We start from the raw sequence: 15,676 nt of genomic DNA on the forward strand, positions 1-15,676 counted from the left end.
CGAACATGAAATACCGCCTGGGCGACCTGCGGGTCGAATGCCATTCCACCAGCTGGGCCGCACCGAATGCCACGCTGATCGGCCGCGTGCGCCTGCAGGCGCGCGCCAGTGTGTGGTTCGGCGCAGTGCTGCGTGGCGACAACGAGCTGATCGACATCGGCGAGGACAGCAATGTCCAGGACGGTACGGTGATGCACACCGACATGGGATCGCCGCTGACCCTGGGCAAGGGCGTGACCATCGGCCACAACGCCATGCTGCATGGCTGCAGCATTGGCGACTACAGCCTGATCGGCATCAATGCGGTGATCCTCAATGGCGCGCGCATCGGCAAGCACTGCATCATCGGCGCCAATGCGCTGATTCCCGAAGGCAAGGAAATTCCCGACGGTTCGCTGGTGATGGGGTCACCGGGCAAGGTGGTTCGCGAACTGACCGAGCAGCAGAAGCGCATGCTCGAGGCCAGCGCCGCGCACTATGTGCACAATGCCGAGCGTTATGCGCGTGAACTGGTGGCCGACGATGAGTGAGGCGATTGCGGTCGAGCGGCCGGTAGCATCGCCTTGCGTGAGCATCTGTGCGCTGGACGAGCAGGATGTCTGCACCGGGTGCCAGCGCACCGTGGCGGAGATCGGCCGCTGGGGACGGATGGACAATACCGAGCGCCGGGCGGTGCTCAAATCATGTCATGAGCGGGCGGTGGCGGCCGGGTTGATCATGGGGCAGTGAGTGCGGTGTCGGCCTTATCGCCGGCAAGCCGGCTCCCACAGGGATCACCACTCATTAGCTTGTGGGAGCCGGCTTGCCGGCGATGAGGCCAGTCGCAACAACACAAGGTCATGCACCTGGCTGCCATTGACCTGAAAATCAAGTAATCTGTGCCGCTTGCCCGACGGTCAGTGCCCATGTTCTATCTCATCGCCTATATCGCCAGCGTAGTGCTGATCAACTACGCCTTTTCCAGCGCCCCGCACCTGGATGTGATCTGGTCCGCCTGGGGCGGCCTGGTGTTCATCCTGCGCGACATGGTGCAGACCCGCTACGGCCATGGCGCGCTGATCGCCATGCTGATGGCCCTGGTGCTGTCGTATGTCACCTCGGAGCCGGCCATCGCGCTGGCCAGTGCCACGGCATTCTTCGTCTCCGAACTGATCGACTGGCTGGTGTTCAGCATCTCCCGCCGCCCGCTGCGCGACCGCCTGTGGCTGAGCTCGGCGCTGAGCATCCCGGTCGACACGTTCATCTTCTTCGGCATGATCGGCGCCCTGACCCCGGCAGTGATCGGCACTGCCATGGCCTCGAAATTCGCTGGTGTGACCGCCGTCTGGGTGGCCATGGCATTGCGTGCCCGGCGGGCCGCCGTCGCCGGCTGATGGTGTAGAATACCGGTCCTTTTTCAGCGGGCTGCGCCAAGCCTGGTGTGGCCCCGGACGCTTCGAGGACCTGAAATGACCCGTATCGGAACCCCATTGTCGCCTACTGCGACCCGAGTACTGCTCTGCGGCTGCGGCGAGCTGGGCAAGGAAGTGGTGATCGAGCTGCAGCGCCTGGGCGTCGAGGTGATCGCCGTGGACCGCTACGCCAATGCCCCGGCGATGCAGGTCGCGCACCGTAGCCATGTGATCAACATGCTCGATGGCGTTGCCCTGCGGGCGGTGATCGAAGCTGAAAAACCGCATTTCATCGTGCCTGAGATCGAGGCCATCGCCACCGCCACCCTGGTCGAGCTGGAGAACGAAGGCTTCAACGTCGTGCCGACCGCCCGCGCCACCCAGCTGACCATGAACCGCGAAGGCATCCGCCGCCTGGCTGCCGAAGAGCTGGACCTGCCGACTTCGCCCTACCACTTCGCCGATACCTTCGAAGACTATGCCAAGGCCGTTGCCGACCTGGGCTACCCCTGCGTGGTCAAACCGGTGATGAGTTCGTCGGGCAAGGGCCAGAGCCTGTTGCGCAGCGATGCCGACCTGCAGAAATCCTGGGATTACGCCCAGGAGGGTGGTCGCGCTGGCAAAGGCCGGGTGATCATCGAAGGGTTCATCGATTTCGATTACGAAATCACCCTGCTGACCGTGCGCCACGTGGGCGGCACCACGTACCTGGAGCCGGTCGGCCACCGTCAGGAAAAAGGCGACTACCAGGAATCCTGGCAACCCCAGGCCATGAGTGCGAAAGCCCTGGCTGAATCGCAGCGCGTGGCCAAGGCCGTCACCGATGCGCTGGGCGGGCGCGGGCTGTTCGGTGTGGAGTTGTTCGTCAAGGGCGATCAGGTGTGGTTCAGCGAGGTATCGCCACGGCCGCATGATACCGGCCTGGTTACCCTGATCTCCCAGGACCTGTCGCAGTTCGCCTTGCATGCCCGCGCCATTCTTGGCTTGCCGATTCCGCTGGTGCGCCAGTTCGGGCCTTCGGCCTCGGCGGTGATCCTGCCTGAGGGGCAGTCCCGGCAGACCAGCTTCGCCAACCTGGGGGCGGCGTTGAGCGAGCCGGACACCGCCATTCGCCTGTTCGGCAAGCCGGAAATCAACGGTACCCGCCGCATGGGCGTGTGCCTGGCGCGTGACGAGTCGGTCGAAGCGGCGCGGGCCAAGGCGACCCGGGCTTCGCAGGCGGTCAAGGTCGAGTTCTGACTCTAGAGGGGCCGCGCAGCGGCCCCTGTCACTCACAGCTCGTTGTTGCGGGTCTCTTTCAGGCACAGCACGGCAATCAGGCTGATCACCGCCGCCACCGACACATACCCCCCCACCCAGCTCAGCCCGCCCATGCTCACCAGCTTCTGGGCGAAGAACGGCGCCGCCGAAGCCCCGACGATCCCGCCCAGGTTATAGGCCGCTGAAGCACCGGTATAACGCACGTGGGTCGGGAACAGCTCCGGCAGCAACGCACCCATCGGGGCAAAGGTCACCCCCATCAGGAACAGCTCGATGGCCAGGAACAGGGCCACGCCCGTGGTCGACTCCGAGGTCAGCAGTGGCTCCATGGTAAAGCCCGAGGCCACCGCCAGCAGGCCGCCGACGATCAGCACCGGCTTGCGCCCGTAGCGGTCGCTGAGCCAGGCCGACAGCGGCGTGGCCAGGGCCATGAAGACCACGGCGAAGCACAACAGGCCAAGGAAGGTTTCGCGGCTGTAACCCAGGGTGGTCACGCCGTAGCTCAGCGAAAACACGGTGGAGATGTAGAACAGCGCATAGCACACCACCATCGCAGCGGCGCCCAGCAGGGTCGGCATCCAGTATTTGGCGAACAGGTCCACCACCGGCATCTTCACCCGCTCATGACGGGCTACAGCCTTGGCGAACACCGGGCTTTCTTCCAGTTTCAGGCGAACGTACAGGCCAACCAGCACCAGCGCCGCGCTGAGCAGGAAGGGAATGCGCCAGCCCCAGGCACGGAACTGTTCATCGCTGAGCATCAGGGCCAAGGTCAGGAACAGGCCGTTGGCAGCCAGGAAGCCGATCGATGGGCCAAGCTGCGGGAACATGCCGAACCAGGCACGTTTGCCCTTCGGTGCGTTCTCGGTGGCCAGCAGTGCTGCGCCTCCCCATTCGCCACCCAGGCCCAGGCCCTGGCCGAAGCGCAGCAGGCAGAGCAGGATGGGCGCCCACACGCCGATGCTGTCGTAGCCCGGCAGCACACCGATCAGTGTGGTCGACACGCCCATCAGCAGCAACGAGGCCACCAGGGTCGACTTGCGCCCGATACGGTCGCCGAAATGGCCGAACAGCGCCGAGCCCAGCGGGCGGGCGAGGAAGGCGATGCCGAAGGTGAGGAAGGCTGCAAGCATTTGCGCGGTGCCCGACCCGGATGGGAAGAACACCGGGCCGATCACCAGGGCGGCGGCGGTGGCATAGACGTAGAAGTCGTAGAACTCGATGGCGGTGCCGATGAAGCTGGCGGTGGCTACCCGCGCGGGCGAGTTGACCGGCGCTGTGGGCGCTTGGTCATAAGTGCTGCTGGTGGTCATTTGAGTAGGTCCCTGACAGTCTGGTCGTGCTCCATGGGCTTTGCCCGCGCGCACCCAGGCAGGCACGGGTTCGCGGACGCCGGAGCGTATTGTTGTGGTCGCGCGACTGACGATAGCCCAGGGCGGGTAGGGGCGGGAGCGGGCACTGTTCGGGGTGATGAAGCAGGACCGCAGGGCGTGTCAGTGGAGCGGACTGGCCGTGTGGCGCCGAGTGCGGGTAGCAGGCGGGACGGCGGGGCTGGGTAAGCGTGACCCGAGTATAGCTAGCGAGTCACGGTCCACACCAGTACCTTGCTGGCGCAATTGTCCTCTGTTTCGAGGATTTCCAGGCGATAACGGCCGATCTTCAGGCAAACGGCGCTTTCCGGGATGCTTTCGAGTGCTTCGGTGACCAGCCCATTGAGGGTTTTCGGGCCGCCGTCGCAGGGCAGGTGCCAGCCGAGGGTACGGTTGATTTCGCGCAACGAGGCGGTGCCTTCGATGACGAAGGTGCCGTCGGGCTGGGGGTGGACGTGGGGGTTGTCCAGGCTCTGCTCGTCCTCGAACTCGCCGACGATCTCTTCCAGGATGTCTTCCAGGGTGACGATGCCCTGCACCTCACCGTATTCGTCCACCACCACGCCGAGGCGGCGTTGCTGTTTGTGGAAGTTCAGCAACTGCAGCTGCAGGGGCGTGCTTTCCGGCACGAAGTAGGGCTCGTAGCAGGCGCTGTGCAGCGATTCCAGGGTCAGCTCGGCCCTGGGCAGCAGGTGGCTGATGAGCTTGGTGTTGAGGATCGCTTCGACCTGGTTGATGTCATTGTGGTAGACCGGCAGGCGTGTGTGACGGCTGACGATGAGCTGCTCGATGATGTGTTCGATCGGCTCGTCCAGGTTGATGCCGTCGACTTCGTTGCGCGGCACCAGGATGTCGTTGACGGTGATCTTGTCCAGGGCCTGCAGGCCGTCCAGCAAGCCGTGGCGGGGCGCTTCGAGCTCGTCGTCCTCGTCGAAGTCGTCATTCTCCTGCGGGTGCAGGGCGACGGCCGTGGGCTGCACGCGGAACGGGCGCAGCAACAGTTTGGCGCAACCATCGAGCAGGCAGGCCGGGGGCTGCAGCAAGGCCAGGGGCAGCCTGAGCAGGCTGGCGCCCAGGCTGACGAATGCCTGCGGATTGCGCCGCGCCAGGCGACGAGGCAGGTATTCGGCGAGGATCAGCAGGGCCAGGGTCGCCCCCAGGCCTGCCAGCCAGAAGCCATGCTCACCGCTGTAGCGCTGGCCTGTCAGGCAAGCCAGGCCCAGGACCAGCAGCTTGCCCAGGCTGGCGCAGAGTACCAGTGCCTGGGCGGGAAGGGGCGGCTGCCCATCATCGCCGCTGCGCAGCGAGCCGTTGAGTTGCACGCGGGCGGCATCCACCGCAGTGAACAGCGCCGACCACAGCAGCGCCAGTGCCAGAGTGCCGAGTAGCGGAGCGTACGGCAGGGTGTCCATGGGCGACCGTCAGATATGCAGGATGAATTCGCGAACCAGCTTGCTGCCGAAGTAGGCCAGCATCAGCAGGCAGAAACCGGCCAGGGTCCAGCGGATGGCCTTGTGCCCCCGCCAGCCAAGGCGCGTACGCCCCCACAGCAGCACGCTGAAGACCGCCCAGGCCACGCAGGCCAGCAAGGTCTTGTGCACCAGGTGCTGGGCGAACAGGTTGTCGAGGAACAGCCAGCCGGAGATCAGCGACAGCGACAGCAGGCACCAGCCGGCCCACAGGAAACCGAACAGCAGGCTTTCCATGGTTTGCAGGGGCGGGAAGTTGCGGATCAGCCCCGACGGGTGCTTGTTTTTCAACTGGTGGTCCTGCAACAGCAGCAGCAGCGACTGGAACACGGCGATGGTGAACAGCCCGTAGGCGAGGATCGACAGCAGGATGTGGGCGAGGATGCCCGGCTCTTCGTCGATCAGCGGCACCGTGCCGGGCGGGGCGAACTGGGCCAGCAGCGCGGTCACCGCACCCAGCGGGAACAGCAGTACCAGCAGGTTCTCCACCGGGATGCGCAGGCAGGCCAGCAGGGTCAGGGCGATGACTGCCACGGCGATCAGGCTGGCAGCGCTGAAGAAATCCAGGCTCAGGCCCAGCGGGGTGATCAGCTGGAAGAACAGTGCGCCGGCCTGGGCGAGCACGGCGAGCGCGCCGAGCAGGACAAGCAGCCGTTTGTCGGCCTTGTTCGACTGAGCCAGGTTGAACGCGTGGTAGATGGTCGCGGCTATATAAAGGCCGGCGGCGATCAGGTTGGGGATGAGGCTGGGTGAGGAGAACATAAGTCCTGGTTGGCGAGCCTTAAAGAGACGGAGTTTGGCATAGTGAGCTGCAAGCTGGAAGCCGCAAGCTACAAGCAAGGGCTGATGCGCGAGAGGGCTGCTTTTTCCTTGAGGCTTGCAGCTGGAAACTTGCCGCTCGGAAGCCTAGGTGTGCGCCGCCGCCGCTCTTCGCTATAATCGCCGCCTTGCTGTGCCCGGCGCGTGTGCATTTTCACCCGGGCACCTGACAAACCTCGGCTTTTACTGGGCCTGAAAGGATCACCATGTTCGAAAACCTGACCGACCGCCTGTCACAGACGCTGCGCCATGTCACCGGCAAGGCCAAGCTGACCGAAGACAATATCAAGGACACGTTGCGCGAAGTGCGCATGGCCCTGCTCGAGGCCGACGTTGCCCTGCCGGTGGTCAAGGATTTCGTCAACAGCGTCAAGGAACGTGCGGTCGGCACCGAAGTGTCGCGCAGCCTGACCCCGGGCCAGGCGTTCGTGAAGATCGTCCAGGCCGAGCTGGAAAGCCTGATGGGCGCGGCCAACGAAGACCTCGCGCTGAACGCTGCGCCACCGGCCGTGGTGTTGATGGCCGGCTTGCAGGGTGCGGGCAAGACCACCACCGCCGGCAAGCTCGCGCGCTTCCTCAAGGAGCGCAAGAAGAAGAGCGTGATGGTGGTGTCGGCCGACGTCTACCGCCCGGCGGCGATCAAGCAGCTGGAAACCCTGGCCAACGACATCGGCGTGACCTTCTTCCCGTCCGACATCAGCCAGAAGCCCGTCGCCATCGCCGAGGCGGCGATCCGCGAGGCCAAGCTCAAGTTCATCGACGTGGTCATCGTCGACACCGCCGGTCGCCTGCACATCGATGCCGACATGATGGCCGAGATCAAGGCGCTGCATGCCGCGGTCAAGCCGATCGAGACCCTGTTCGTGGTCGATGCCATGACCGGCCAGGACGCCGCCAACACCGCCAAGGCCTTTGGCGAAGCCCTGCCGCTGACCGGCGTGGTGCTGACCAAGGTCGACGGTGACGCCCGTGGCGGTGCCGCGCTGTCGGTACGTGCCATCACCGGCAAGCCGATCAAGTTCATCGGTATGGGCGAGAAGACCGAAGCCCTCGAACCCTTCCACCCGGACCGTGTCGCCTCGCGCATCCTCGGCATGGGCGACGTGCTCAGCCTGATCGAGCAGGCCGAGCAGACCATCGACAAGGCCAAGGCCGACAAGCTGGCCAAGAAGCTCAAGAAGGGCAAGGGCTTCGACCTCGAAGACTTCCGCGACCAGCTGCAACAGATGAAGAACATGGGCGGCCTCGGCGGCCTGATGGACAAGCTGCCGAGCATCGGCGGGGTCAACCTGTCACAGATGGGCAATGCCCAGGGCGCGGCCGAAAAGCAGTTCAAGCAGATGGAGGCGATCATCAACTCCATGACCCCGGCCGAGCGTCGCGACCCTGACCTGATCAGCGGTTCGCGCAAACGCCGCATCGCCCTCGGTTCCGGCACCCAGGTGCAGGACATCGGCCGGCTGATCAAGCAGCACAAGCAGATGCAGAAGATGATGAAGAAATTCTCTGCCAAAGGCGGCATGGCCAAGATGATGCGCGGCCTGGGCGGGATGCTGCCAGGCGGCGGCATGCCGAAGCTGTAACCCTTATTCCGAGGGGCCGTCCGTCATCGGGCGAACCCTCAGAACCCCCGCTGCGGCGGGGCAACGGCCGCGCAATTTGCGGCACAACCGGCAAATCTGGACGGCAGGGCATGGCCTTGCCGAAAAAGTCATTTGCAAATGTCCGTGTATTCCCCGAGAATATGCGGCCTTTTGGGCACCCGTGTGCCTATTTGGCATTCAGATTTGCAGTACCAACTGCAGCACCGACTATAGGAACGATGTTCACATGGTAACCATTCGTCTGGCCCGTGGCGGCTCGAAAAAGCGCCCATTCTACCACCTGACCGTGACCAACTCGCGTAACGCCCGTGACGGCCGTTTCGTTGAGCGCGTTGGCTTCTTCAACCCGATCGCATCGGGCGCCGAAGTCAAGCTGTCGGTCAACCAAGAGCGCGTCACCTACTGGCTGAGCCAGGGCGCACAGCCGTCTGAGCGCGTTGCTCAGCTGCTGAAGGACGCTGCCAAGGCTGCTGCCTGAGCAGTATGAACGCGACGCCAGAAAAGGCTGACGACCTCATCGTCGTTGGCAAGATTTTTTCGGTTCACGGCGTTCGCGGCGAGGTGAAGGTGTACTCCTTTACCGATCCGATTGAAAACCTGTTGGATTATCCACGCTGGACGCTCAGGCACGAAGGCAAGGAAAGACAGGTCGAGCTGGTCAACGGTCGTGGCTCCCAAAAGGGTCTGGTCGTGAAACTGAAAGGCCTCGACGATCGCGATGAAGCCCGTCTTCTGAGTGGTTACGAGATCTGCATCCCGCGGAGCCTTTTGCCCAACCTGGCCGCTGACGAGTACTACTGGTACCAGTTGGTGGGTCTGAAGGTCATCAATCAGGACGAACAGCTGTTCGGCAAGATCGATCACCTGTTGGAGACCGGTGCGAACGATGTAATGGTGGTCAAACCCTGCGCAGGCAGCCTGGATGATCGCGAGCGTCTGTTGCCCTATACCGGGCAATGCGTGCTGGCCATCGACCTGGAAGCAGGCGTGATGCGGGTTGAGTGGGACGCGGATTTCTAGACGATGGGTAACCTTCGCGTAGACGTCATCACGCTGTTCCCCGAGATGTTCTCGGCCATCACGGAGTACGGCATTACCAGCCGCGCGGTGAAACAGGGGTTGCTTCAGGTGACCTGCTGGAACCCGCGGGACTACACCACAGATCGTCACCATACGGTGGATGATCGGCCGTTTGGCGGTGGTCCGGGCATGGTGATGAAAATCAAGCCTCTGGAAGACGCCCTGGTTAGCGCCAGGCAAGCGACCGGAGCATCGGCAAAGGTGATCTACCTTTCGCCGCAAGGCCGCAAGCTGACCCAGCAGGCGGTCAAAGGCCTGGCAGAGCAGGAATCGTTGATCCTGATCGCCGGTCGTTATGAAGGCATCGACGAGCGCTTTATCGAGGCTCATGTCGATGAGGAGTGGTCGATTGGCGACTATGTGCTTTCCGGTGGTGAGCTGCCGGCCATGGTACTGATCGATGCGGTTACGCGGCTGCTGCCCGGAGCTTTAGGGCATGTGGACTCGGCGGAGGAAGATTCCTTCACCGACGGTCTGCTCGATTGCCCGCATTACACCCGACCCGAGGTGTATGCGGATCAGCGCGTTCCCGACGTGTTGCTAAGTGGCAACCATGCACACATCCGGCGTTGGAGGATGAAGCAGTCCCTTGGTAGGACCTTCGAACGACGCGCCGATCTTCTGGAAAGTCGCTCGCTTTCTGGAGAAGAGAAGAAGCTGCTCGAGGAATATCTCCGCGAGCGGGACGATAGTTAAACGTATCGATGGTGGATCACGTATCCATCTTAGGAGCACAGCATGACCAACAAGATCATCCAGCAGCTCGAAGCAGAGCAGATGAGCAAGGAAATCCCGACCTTCGCACCAGGCGACACCATCGTCGTCCAGGTTAAAGTGAAGGAAGGTGAGCGTTCCCGTCTGCAGGCCTTCGAAGGCGTCGTTATCGCCAAGCGCAATCGTGGTCTGAACAGCGCCTTCACCGTGCGCAAGATCTCCAGCGGCGTTGGTGTAGAGCGTACCTTCCAGACCTACAGCCCGCAGATCGACAGCCTGGCCGTGAAACGTCGTGGTGACGTGCGTAAAGCCAAGCTGTACTACCTGCGCGACCTGTCCGGCAAAGCCGCTCGCATCAAGGAAAAACTGTCCTGAGTGCAGTTTGCCCGGTGGCCTAGGCCCCTTGCGAGAAAAAAGCAGCCTTCGGGCTGCTTTTTTGCTTTTTGAACCTCTGCTATGTGACAGACATGACCACCCGAGATCAGGAAATCCAGCGTCGCACCGAGCTTTCGGTAACTCGCGTGACCAAGGCCGTATTCCCCAACACCACCAACCATCACAACACCCTGTTCGGCGGCACCGCGCTGGCCTGGATGGACGAAGTGTCGTTCATCGCCGCCACGCGTTTCTGTCGCCTGCCGCTGGTGACCGTGTCCACCGACCGTATCGACTTCAAGCACCCGATCCCGGCAGGTTCGATCGTCGAGCTGGTCGGCACGGTGATCAAGGTCGGCAATACCAGTCTGCAGGTGCAGGTCGATGTGTTCGTCGAGAACATGTACCTCGATGGTCGCGAGCGGGCGATTCATGGTGTGTTCAGCTTCGTTGCCATCGACGAGGACAAGCGCCCGGTGCCCGTGCTGCCTGGCGCCTGACCTCACGCAGGCGAGGCGGGCGCTATCAACGCCACCAGGGTCCAGCCCGGTTGTGGCAGCAGTGTGGCGTCAGGGCTGGCCACGTGAACCCAGCCATGCTGGTCACGGGCAAACAGCAGTTGCGCACGCTCACCATGCAGTGCCTGGTAATCCTCCCAATCGAAGCCTTCGGTGAGTGTGGTGCTGTAGAGCTCCGCGCCCTGATGCATGCGGTTGGCCAGTTGCAGGTAGGTCATCGGGCTTGAACCGAGCAGGTGTCCACGGTGCTCCTCGGCCGCCCGGTGCTTGTCGGCGCGCTGGTTCTCCAGGCCGCTGGCGAGGACGAACAGGCGACCGTGGCCGAAGTCGTGGCGAAAACGGGCACAGGCCAAGGCGTTGATCTCGCCCGCAGGAGACAAGCCCAGCAAGTGGCCCAGGCCGACCAGGTCCAGGTGCGCATCGGCATGCTGCGAAGCCGGGTTGCCGAAATAGGTGGGCAACCCATCCATGCGCGCGGCGCGGATGTTCTCCCAGCTCGAGTCGGTCAGCAGGACCCGGCAGCCCAGTTGCTGCAGGGCCTTGGCCACGGCGCGCGCGGGCTCGTTGGCGGCGACGATGAGAAAGCCGCTCGGCGCAGGTTCCGCGACCTTGAGCAGGCGCGCCAAGGGCCTGGCCGTTGCGCTCTGCACCACCACGGTGCCGATGATCACGGCGAAGGTCAGCGGCACCAGTAGCAGCGCGTCCTGGTGACCGGCTTCATGCAGGCGTATGGCGAAGATCGCCGAGACTGCCGCGGCGACGATGCCGCGTGGGGCGACCCAGGCGAGCAGGGCGCGTTCGCGCCAGTTCAGCGACGAGCCAAGCGTCGACAGCAGGACATTGAGCGGTCGCGCCACGAACTGGATCACCAGCAGCAGCGCCAGCACCGCCGGCCCCAGGCCGAGCAGGGCATGCAGGTCGAGTCGCGCGGCGAGCAGGATGAACAGGCCGGAGATCAGCAACACGCTGAGGTTCTCCTTGAAGTGCAGGATCTGCCGCACATCGACCCCGCGCATGTTGGCCAGCCACATGCCCATCACAGTGACCGCCAGCAGCCCGGACTCGTGCACGATCTGGTTGGCAGCGATGAAGATGCCCAGCACCGCGGCCAGGGAGGCCAGGTTGTGCAGGTATTCCGGCAGCCACTGTTCGCGCATGATCTGCCCCAGCAACCAGCCGCCTGCTGCCCCCAGGGTGCTGCCGCAGAAGATCACTCCGGCGAAGGTGCCCAGGCTCTGGGTCAGGCCATCGCCACTGGCGATGATGAAGCTGTACACCACCACGGCGAGCAGGGCACCGATCGGGTCGATCATGATGCCTTCCCAGCGCAGGATATTGGCAATCGCCGCCTTGGGCCGCACCACGCGCAGCATCGGCACGATCACGGTGGGGCCGGTGACCAGGGTCAGGGTGCCGAAGAGGATCGCCAGCGGCCAGTCGAAGCCCAGCAGCCAGTGGGTCGCCAGGGCAATCACCAGCCAGGTCGACAGGGCACCCACGGTGACCAGCCGATGCACCACGCTGCCGATATCGCGCCACTGCGACAGGTGCAGGGTCAGGCTGCCCTCGAACAGGATCAGTGCCACTGCCAGCGACACCAGCGGCATCAACAAGGGACCGAACAGCGCTTGCGGGTCGAGCCAGCCCAGCACCGGGCCCGTGAGGATCCCGGCCAGCAGCAGGAAAAGGATTGCCGGTAACTTGAGACGCCAGGCCAGCCACTGGCAGGCCAAGGCGGCGGCGCCGATGCCGCCGACGCTGAGAAGGATTTGCTGTTCGTTCATGGGCACTCCCTATGCCGGCGTGGTTATGAAAGACTAAGCGTCATTTCGTCGTTTGCCACCGAGTTTTCATGCCCGCCCTCGACCACCCTCTGATCGACCAGTTCCTCGACGCCTTGTGGCTCGAAAAGGGCCTGTCCGACAACACTCGTGTCTCCTACCGCAGCGACCTTGCCCTGTTCAACGGCTGGCTTCAGGAGCATTCGGTGAGCTTGCCCGATGCCGGGCGCGAGCTGATTCTCGATCATCTGGCCTGGCGCCTGGACCAGGGTTACAAGCCGCGCTCCACGGCTCGTTTTCTGTCCGGCCTGCGTGGCTTCTTCCGCTACCTGCTACGGGAAAAGCTGGTCGCCGTGGACCCGACCTTGCAAGTCGATATGCCGCAACTGGGCAGGCCCTTGCCCAAATCGCTGTCGGAGGCCGATGTCGAAGCGTTGCTGCAAGCCCCGGACCTTGGCGAAGCCATCGGCCAGCGCGACCGCGCCATGCTCGAAGTGCTCTACGCCTGCGGCTTGCGGGTGACCGAGCTGGTGAGCCTGACCCTCGACCAGGTCAACCTGCGCCAGGGCGTGCTGCGGGTGATGGGCAAGGGCAGCAAGGAGCGCCTGGTGCCGATGGGCGAGGAGGCGGTGCTGTGGCTGGAGCGCTATATGCGTGACGGCCGCGCCGAGCTGTTGAATGGCCGACCCAGCGACGTGCTGTTCCCCAGCCAGCGTGGCGAGCAGATGACCCGCCAGACCTTCTGGCACCGCATCAAGCACCATGCGCGGGTGGCCGCAATCGACAAGCCGTTGTCGCCCCACACCTTGCGCCACGCCTTCGCCACCCACTTGCTCAACCACGGCGCCGACCTGCGCGTGGTGCAGATGCTGCTGGGCCACAGCGACCTGTCGACCACGCAGATCTACACCCATGTGGCCAAGGCCCGTTTGCAGCAGTTACACGCCCAGCACCACCCACGTGGATGAATGATTTTCATGTTCCGTCGACCGGTACCTGAAGACCCCTTCACCGGCGGTGTGATGTGGTAGGCTTGAGCGGTTTGCACCAAGGGCCGTACGGTCGCCGCGTTTTTTCCGCAGGTGACGCCCTCCGGCCCCTGTCCGTCTTCAGGAGTTCCCCATGCGCGTGACCCAGATCTTCGCCGCCGCCGCATTGGCGTTGGCCAGTACTTTCGCCGTTGCCGCGGCGACCGACAGCAATGCCAGTGCCGAACAGGCCATCCGCAAGTCGTTGCAGAACCTCGAGCTGGAAGTGCCCGTGGAAAGCGTGGCCAGCAGCCCGCTGAACGGCCTCTACGAAGTCAAGCTGCAGGGCGGCCGCGTGCTGTACGCCAGCGCCGATGGCCAGTTCGTCATGCAGGGCTACCTGTACCAGATCCAGGATGGCAAGCCGGTCAACCTGACCGAGAAGACCGAACGCCAAGGCATCGCCAAGCTCATCAACGGCATTCCGACCGCCGAGATGGTGGTTTATCCTGCCAAGGGCGAGACCAAGTCGCACATCACCGTCTTCACCGACACCACCTGCCCGTATTGCCACAAGCTGCACGCCGAAGTGCCGGAACTGAACCGCCGCGGTATCGAAGTGCGCTATGTCGCCTTCCCGCGCCAGGGCCTCGGCTCGTCGGGTGACGAGCAGTTGCAGGCGGTGTGGTGCTCCAACGACCGCCGCGCGGCGCTGGACAAGATGGTCGACGGCAAGGAAATCAAGGCTGCCAAGTGCGCCAACCCGGTCAGCAAGCAATTCCAGCTGGGCCAGTCGATCGGCGTCAATGGCACGCCGGCGATCGTGCTCGAAAGCGGCCAGGTGATCCCGGGCTACCAGCCGGCGCCACAAGTGGCCAAGCTGGCCCTGGCTGGCCAGCAGCAAGCCGCCAAGTAATCATTCAGTACGCCGTCGTCATGGGGTGACGGCATGTTTCACGGTCGGCGCAGGTGCCGGCCGTTCAATGGGGAGTTCACAGTGAAACCGGTCAAAGTAGGCATCTGTGGGTTGGGGACCGTCGGTGGCGGTACTTTCAATGTACTTCAGCGCAACGCCGAGGAGATTGCCCGCCGTGCCGGGCGCGGTATTGAAGTGGCACAGATCGCCATGCGCTCGCCGAACCCGAACTGCCAGATTACCGGTACCCCCATTACCGCTGATGTGTTCGACGTTGCGAGCAACCCTGAGATCGACATTGTCATCGAGCTGATCGGTGGCTACACCGTGGCCCGTGACCTGGTGCTCAAGGCGATCGAGAACGGCAAGCACGTGGTCACCGCCAACAAGGCGCTGATCGCCGTGCACGGCAACGAAATCTTTGCCAAGGCCCGCGAGAAGGGCGTCATCGTCGCCTTCGAAGCGGCAGTGGCTGGCGGCATTCCGGTGATCAAGACGATCCGCGAAGGCCTGTCGGCCAACCGCATCAACTGGCTGGCCGGCATCATCAACGGCACCGGCAACTTCATCCTCACCGAGATGCGCGAAAAAGGCCGTGCCTTCCCCGACGTGCTGGCCGAAGCCCAGGCGCTGGGTTATGCCGAAGCCGACCCGACCTTCGACGTCGAAGGTATCGATGCCGCGCACAAGCTGACCATCCTGGCTTCCATCGCCTTCGGCATTCCGCTGCAGTTCGAAAAGGCCTACACCGAGGGCATCACCCAGCTGACCACCGCTGACGTGAACTACGCCGAGGCCCTGGGCTATCGCATCAAGCACCTGGGCGTGGCCCGCAGCACCGATGCGGGTATCGAGCTGCGCGTGCACCCGACGCTGATCCCGGCCGACCGCCTGATCGCCAACGTCAATGGCGTGATGAACGCGGTAATGGTCAACGGCGATGCCGCCGGTTCCACCCTGTACTACGGCGCCGGCGCCGGCATGGAGCCGACCGCTTCGTCGGTGGTCGCCGACCTGGTCGACGTGGTCCGCGCCATGACCTCCGACCCGGAAAACCGCGTGCCGCACCTGGCGTTCCAGCCCGACTCGCTGTCGGCCCACCCGATCCTGCCGATCGAAGCCTGCGAAAGCGCCTACTACCTGCGCATCCAGGCCAAGGACCACCCTGGCGTACTGGCCCAGGTGGCGAGCATCCTGTCGGAACGTGGCATCAACATCGAATCGATCATGCAGAAGGAAGCCGAGGAACAGGATGGCCTGGTGCCGATGATCCTGCTCACCCACGGCGTGGTCGAACAGCGCATCAATGACGCCATCGTCGCCCTGGAAGCCTTGCAGGATGTGGTCGGCAAGGTCGTGCGCATCCGCGTCGAACAGCTCAACTAATTTCGCCTTCGGGCCGCGACGGCGG

General features: G+C 63.8%; 17 protein-coding genes. 13 read left to right on the forward strand and 4 right to left on the reverse strand.

The genetic code is table 11. From position 1 onward, the window contains the following. Window positions 1-5: 5 nt before the first annotated feature. The 4 genes from PPL01S_RS01915 (at window position 6) to purT (ending at window position 2,630) form a co-directional block, all read left to right on the forward strand. Window positions 6-530 (forward strand): gamma carbonic anhydrase family protein, encoded by a 525-nt coding sequence (locus PPL01S_RS01915; RefSeq protein ID WP_016392834.1) that lies wholly within the window; start codon window positions 6-8, stop codon window positions 528-530. Then, window positions 523-729 carry a DUF1289 domain-containing protein gene (locus tag PPL01S_RS01920; RefSeq protein ID WP_028625199.1) on the forward strand — a complete coding sequence of 69 codons (207 nt, stop codon included), beginning with the start codon at window positions 523-525 and terminating at the stop codon, window positions 727-729. Before PPL01S_RS01915 ends, PPL01S_RS01920 begins: the two co-directional genes overlap by 8 nt. Before the next feature lie 176 nt (window positions 730-905). Continuing rightward, complete coding sequence (locus PPL01S_RS01925) at window positions 906-1,373, forward strand: 7-cyano-7-deazaguanine/7-aminomethyl-7-deazaguanine transporter (RefSeq protein WP_016391464.1); 468 nt, start codon at window positions 906-908, stop codon at window positions 1,371-1,373. 75 nt (window positions 1,374-1,448) lie between these two features. After that, a complete protein-coding gene (gene purT / locus PPL01S_RS01930) occupies window positions 1,449-2,630 on the forward strand; it encodes a formate-dependent phosphoribosylglycinamide formyltransferase (RefSeq protein WP_016391463.1) in 1,182 nt (393 codons plus the stop codon). 32 nt (window positions 2,631-2,662) lie between these two features. Here the strand turns inward: purT and PPL01S_RS01935 are convergent, their stop codons facing one another. From PPL01S_RS01935 to PPL01S_RS01945, 3 genes are all read right to left on the reverse strand, one after another. Beyond that, on the reverse strand, window positions 2,663-3,964 hold the full coding sequence (locus tag PPL01S_RS01935) for an MFS transporter (protein ID WP_028625200.1): 1,302 nt from the start codon (window positions 3,962-3,964) through the stop codon (window positions 2,663-2,665). 263 nt (window positions 3,965-4,227) lie between these two features. Beyond that, complete coding sequence (locus PPL01S_RS01940; protein WP_016391461.1) at window positions 4,228-5,433, reverse strand: transporter associated domain-containing protein; 1,206 nt, start codon at window positions 5,431-5,433, stop codon at window positions 4,228-4,230. A 9-nt stretch (window positions 5,434-5,442) separates the two neighbouring features. Further along, the gene (locus tag PPL01S_RS01945) at window positions 5,443-6,252 is read right to left on the reverse strand and encodes a cytochrome C assembly family protein (protein ID WP_028625201.1); all 810 of its coding nucleotides are present in this window, start codon (window positions 6,250-6,252) and stop codon (window positions 5,443-5,445) included. 263 nt (window positions 6,253-6,515) lie between these two features. On the opposite strand from PPL01S_RS01945, the gene ffh reads away from it, so the two are divergent. The 6 genes from ffh (at window position 6,516) to PPL01S_RS01975 (ending at window position 10,582) form a co-directional block, all read left to right on the forward strand. Then, on the forward strand, window positions 6,516-7,892 hold the full coding sequence (gene ffh, locus PPL01S_RS01950) for a signal recognition particle protein (RefSeq protein ID WP_008094479.1): 1,377 nt from the start codon (window positions 6,516-6,518) through the stop codon (window positions 7,890-7,892). Window positions 7,893-8,139: 247 nt separating this feature from the next. Further along, window positions 8,140-8,391, forward strand: coding sequence for a 30S ribosomal protein S16 (gene rpsP, locus PPL01S_RS01955; protein ID WP_008094480.1), 252 nt, complete (start codon window positions 8,140-8,142; stop codon window positions 8,389-8,391). A 5-nt stretch (window positions 8,392-8,396) separates the two neighbouring features. Further along, complete coding sequence (gene rimM, locus PPL01S_RS01960; RefSeq protein ID WP_016391459.1) at window positions 8,397-8,933, forward strand: ribosome maturation factor RimM; 537 nt, start codon at window positions 8,397-8,399, stop codon at window positions 8,931-8,933. A gap of 3 nt (window positions 8,934-8,936) precedes the next feature. Beyond that, window positions 8,937-9,689, forward strand: coding sequence for a tRNA (guanosine(37)-N1)-methyltransferase TrmD (trmD, locus tag PPL01S_RS01965; RefSeq protein ID WP_008094486.1), 753 nt, complete (start codon window positions 8,937-8,939; stop codon window positions 9,687-9,689). Between the two features lie 42 nt (window positions 9,690-9,731). Continuing rightward, window positions 9,732-10,082, forward strand: a complete 351-nt coding sequence (gene rplS / locus PPL01S_RS01970) for a 50S ribosomal protein L19 (RefSeq protein WP_008094487.1) — start codon at window positions 9,732-9,734, stop codon at window positions 10,080-10,082. 92 nt (window positions 10,083-10,174) lie between these two features. Continuing rightward, the gene (locus PPL01S_RS01975; RefSeq protein ID WP_010952562.1) at window positions 10,175-10,582 is read left to right on the forward strand and encodes an acyl-CoA thioesterase; all 408 of its coding nucleotides are present in this window, start codon (window positions 10,175-10,177) and stop codon (window positions 10,580-10,582) included. A 2-nt stretch (window positions 10,583-10,584) separates the two neighbouring features. Here the strand turns inward: PPL01S_RS01975 and PPL01S_RS01980 are convergent, their stop codons facing one another. After that, window positions 10,585-12,384, reverse strand: coding sequence for a cation:proton antiporter (locus PPL01S_RS01980; RefSeq protein ID WP_016391457.1), 1,800 nt, complete (start codon window positions 12,382-12,384; stop codon window positions 10,585-10,587). A gap of 68 nt (window positions 12,385-12,452) precedes the next feature. Between PPL01S_RS01980 and xerD the strand changes: the two genes are divergently transcribed. The 3 genes from xerD (at window position 12,453) to PPL01S_RS01995 (ending at window position 15,651) form a co-directional block, all read left to right on the forward strand. Then, window positions 12,453-13,349 (forward strand): site-specific tyrosine recombinase XerD, encoded by an 897-nt coding sequence (xerD, locus tag PPL01S_RS01985; RefSeq protein ID WP_016391456.1) that lies wholly within the window; start codon window positions 12,453-12,455, stop codon window positions 13,347-13,349. A gap of 154 nt (window positions 13,350-13,503) precedes the next feature. Further along, the gene (locus PPL01S_RS01990) at window positions 13,504-14,265 is read left to right on the forward strand and encodes a thioredoxin fold domain-containing protein (RefSeq protein ID WP_016391455.1); all 762 of its coding nucleotides are present in this window, start codon (window positions 13,504-13,506) and stop codon (window positions 14,263-14,265) included. 81 nt (window positions 14,266-14,346) lie between these two features. After that, complete coding sequence (locus tag PPL01S_RS01995; RefSeq protein WP_016391454.1) at window positions 14,347-15,651, forward strand: homoserine dehydrogenase; 1,305 nt, start codon at window positions 14,347-14,349, stop codon at window positions 15,649-15,651. The last annotated feature ends 25 nt before the right edge of the window (window positions 15,652-15,676 follow it).

Origin of the sequence: Pseudomonas plecoglossicida NBRC 103162 = DSM 15088, from assembly GCF_000730665.1 — a bacterium.
Lineage (GTDB): Bacteria > Pseudomonadota > Gammaproteobacteria > Pseudomonadales > Pseudomonadaceae > Aquipseudomonas > Aquipseudomonas plecoglossicida.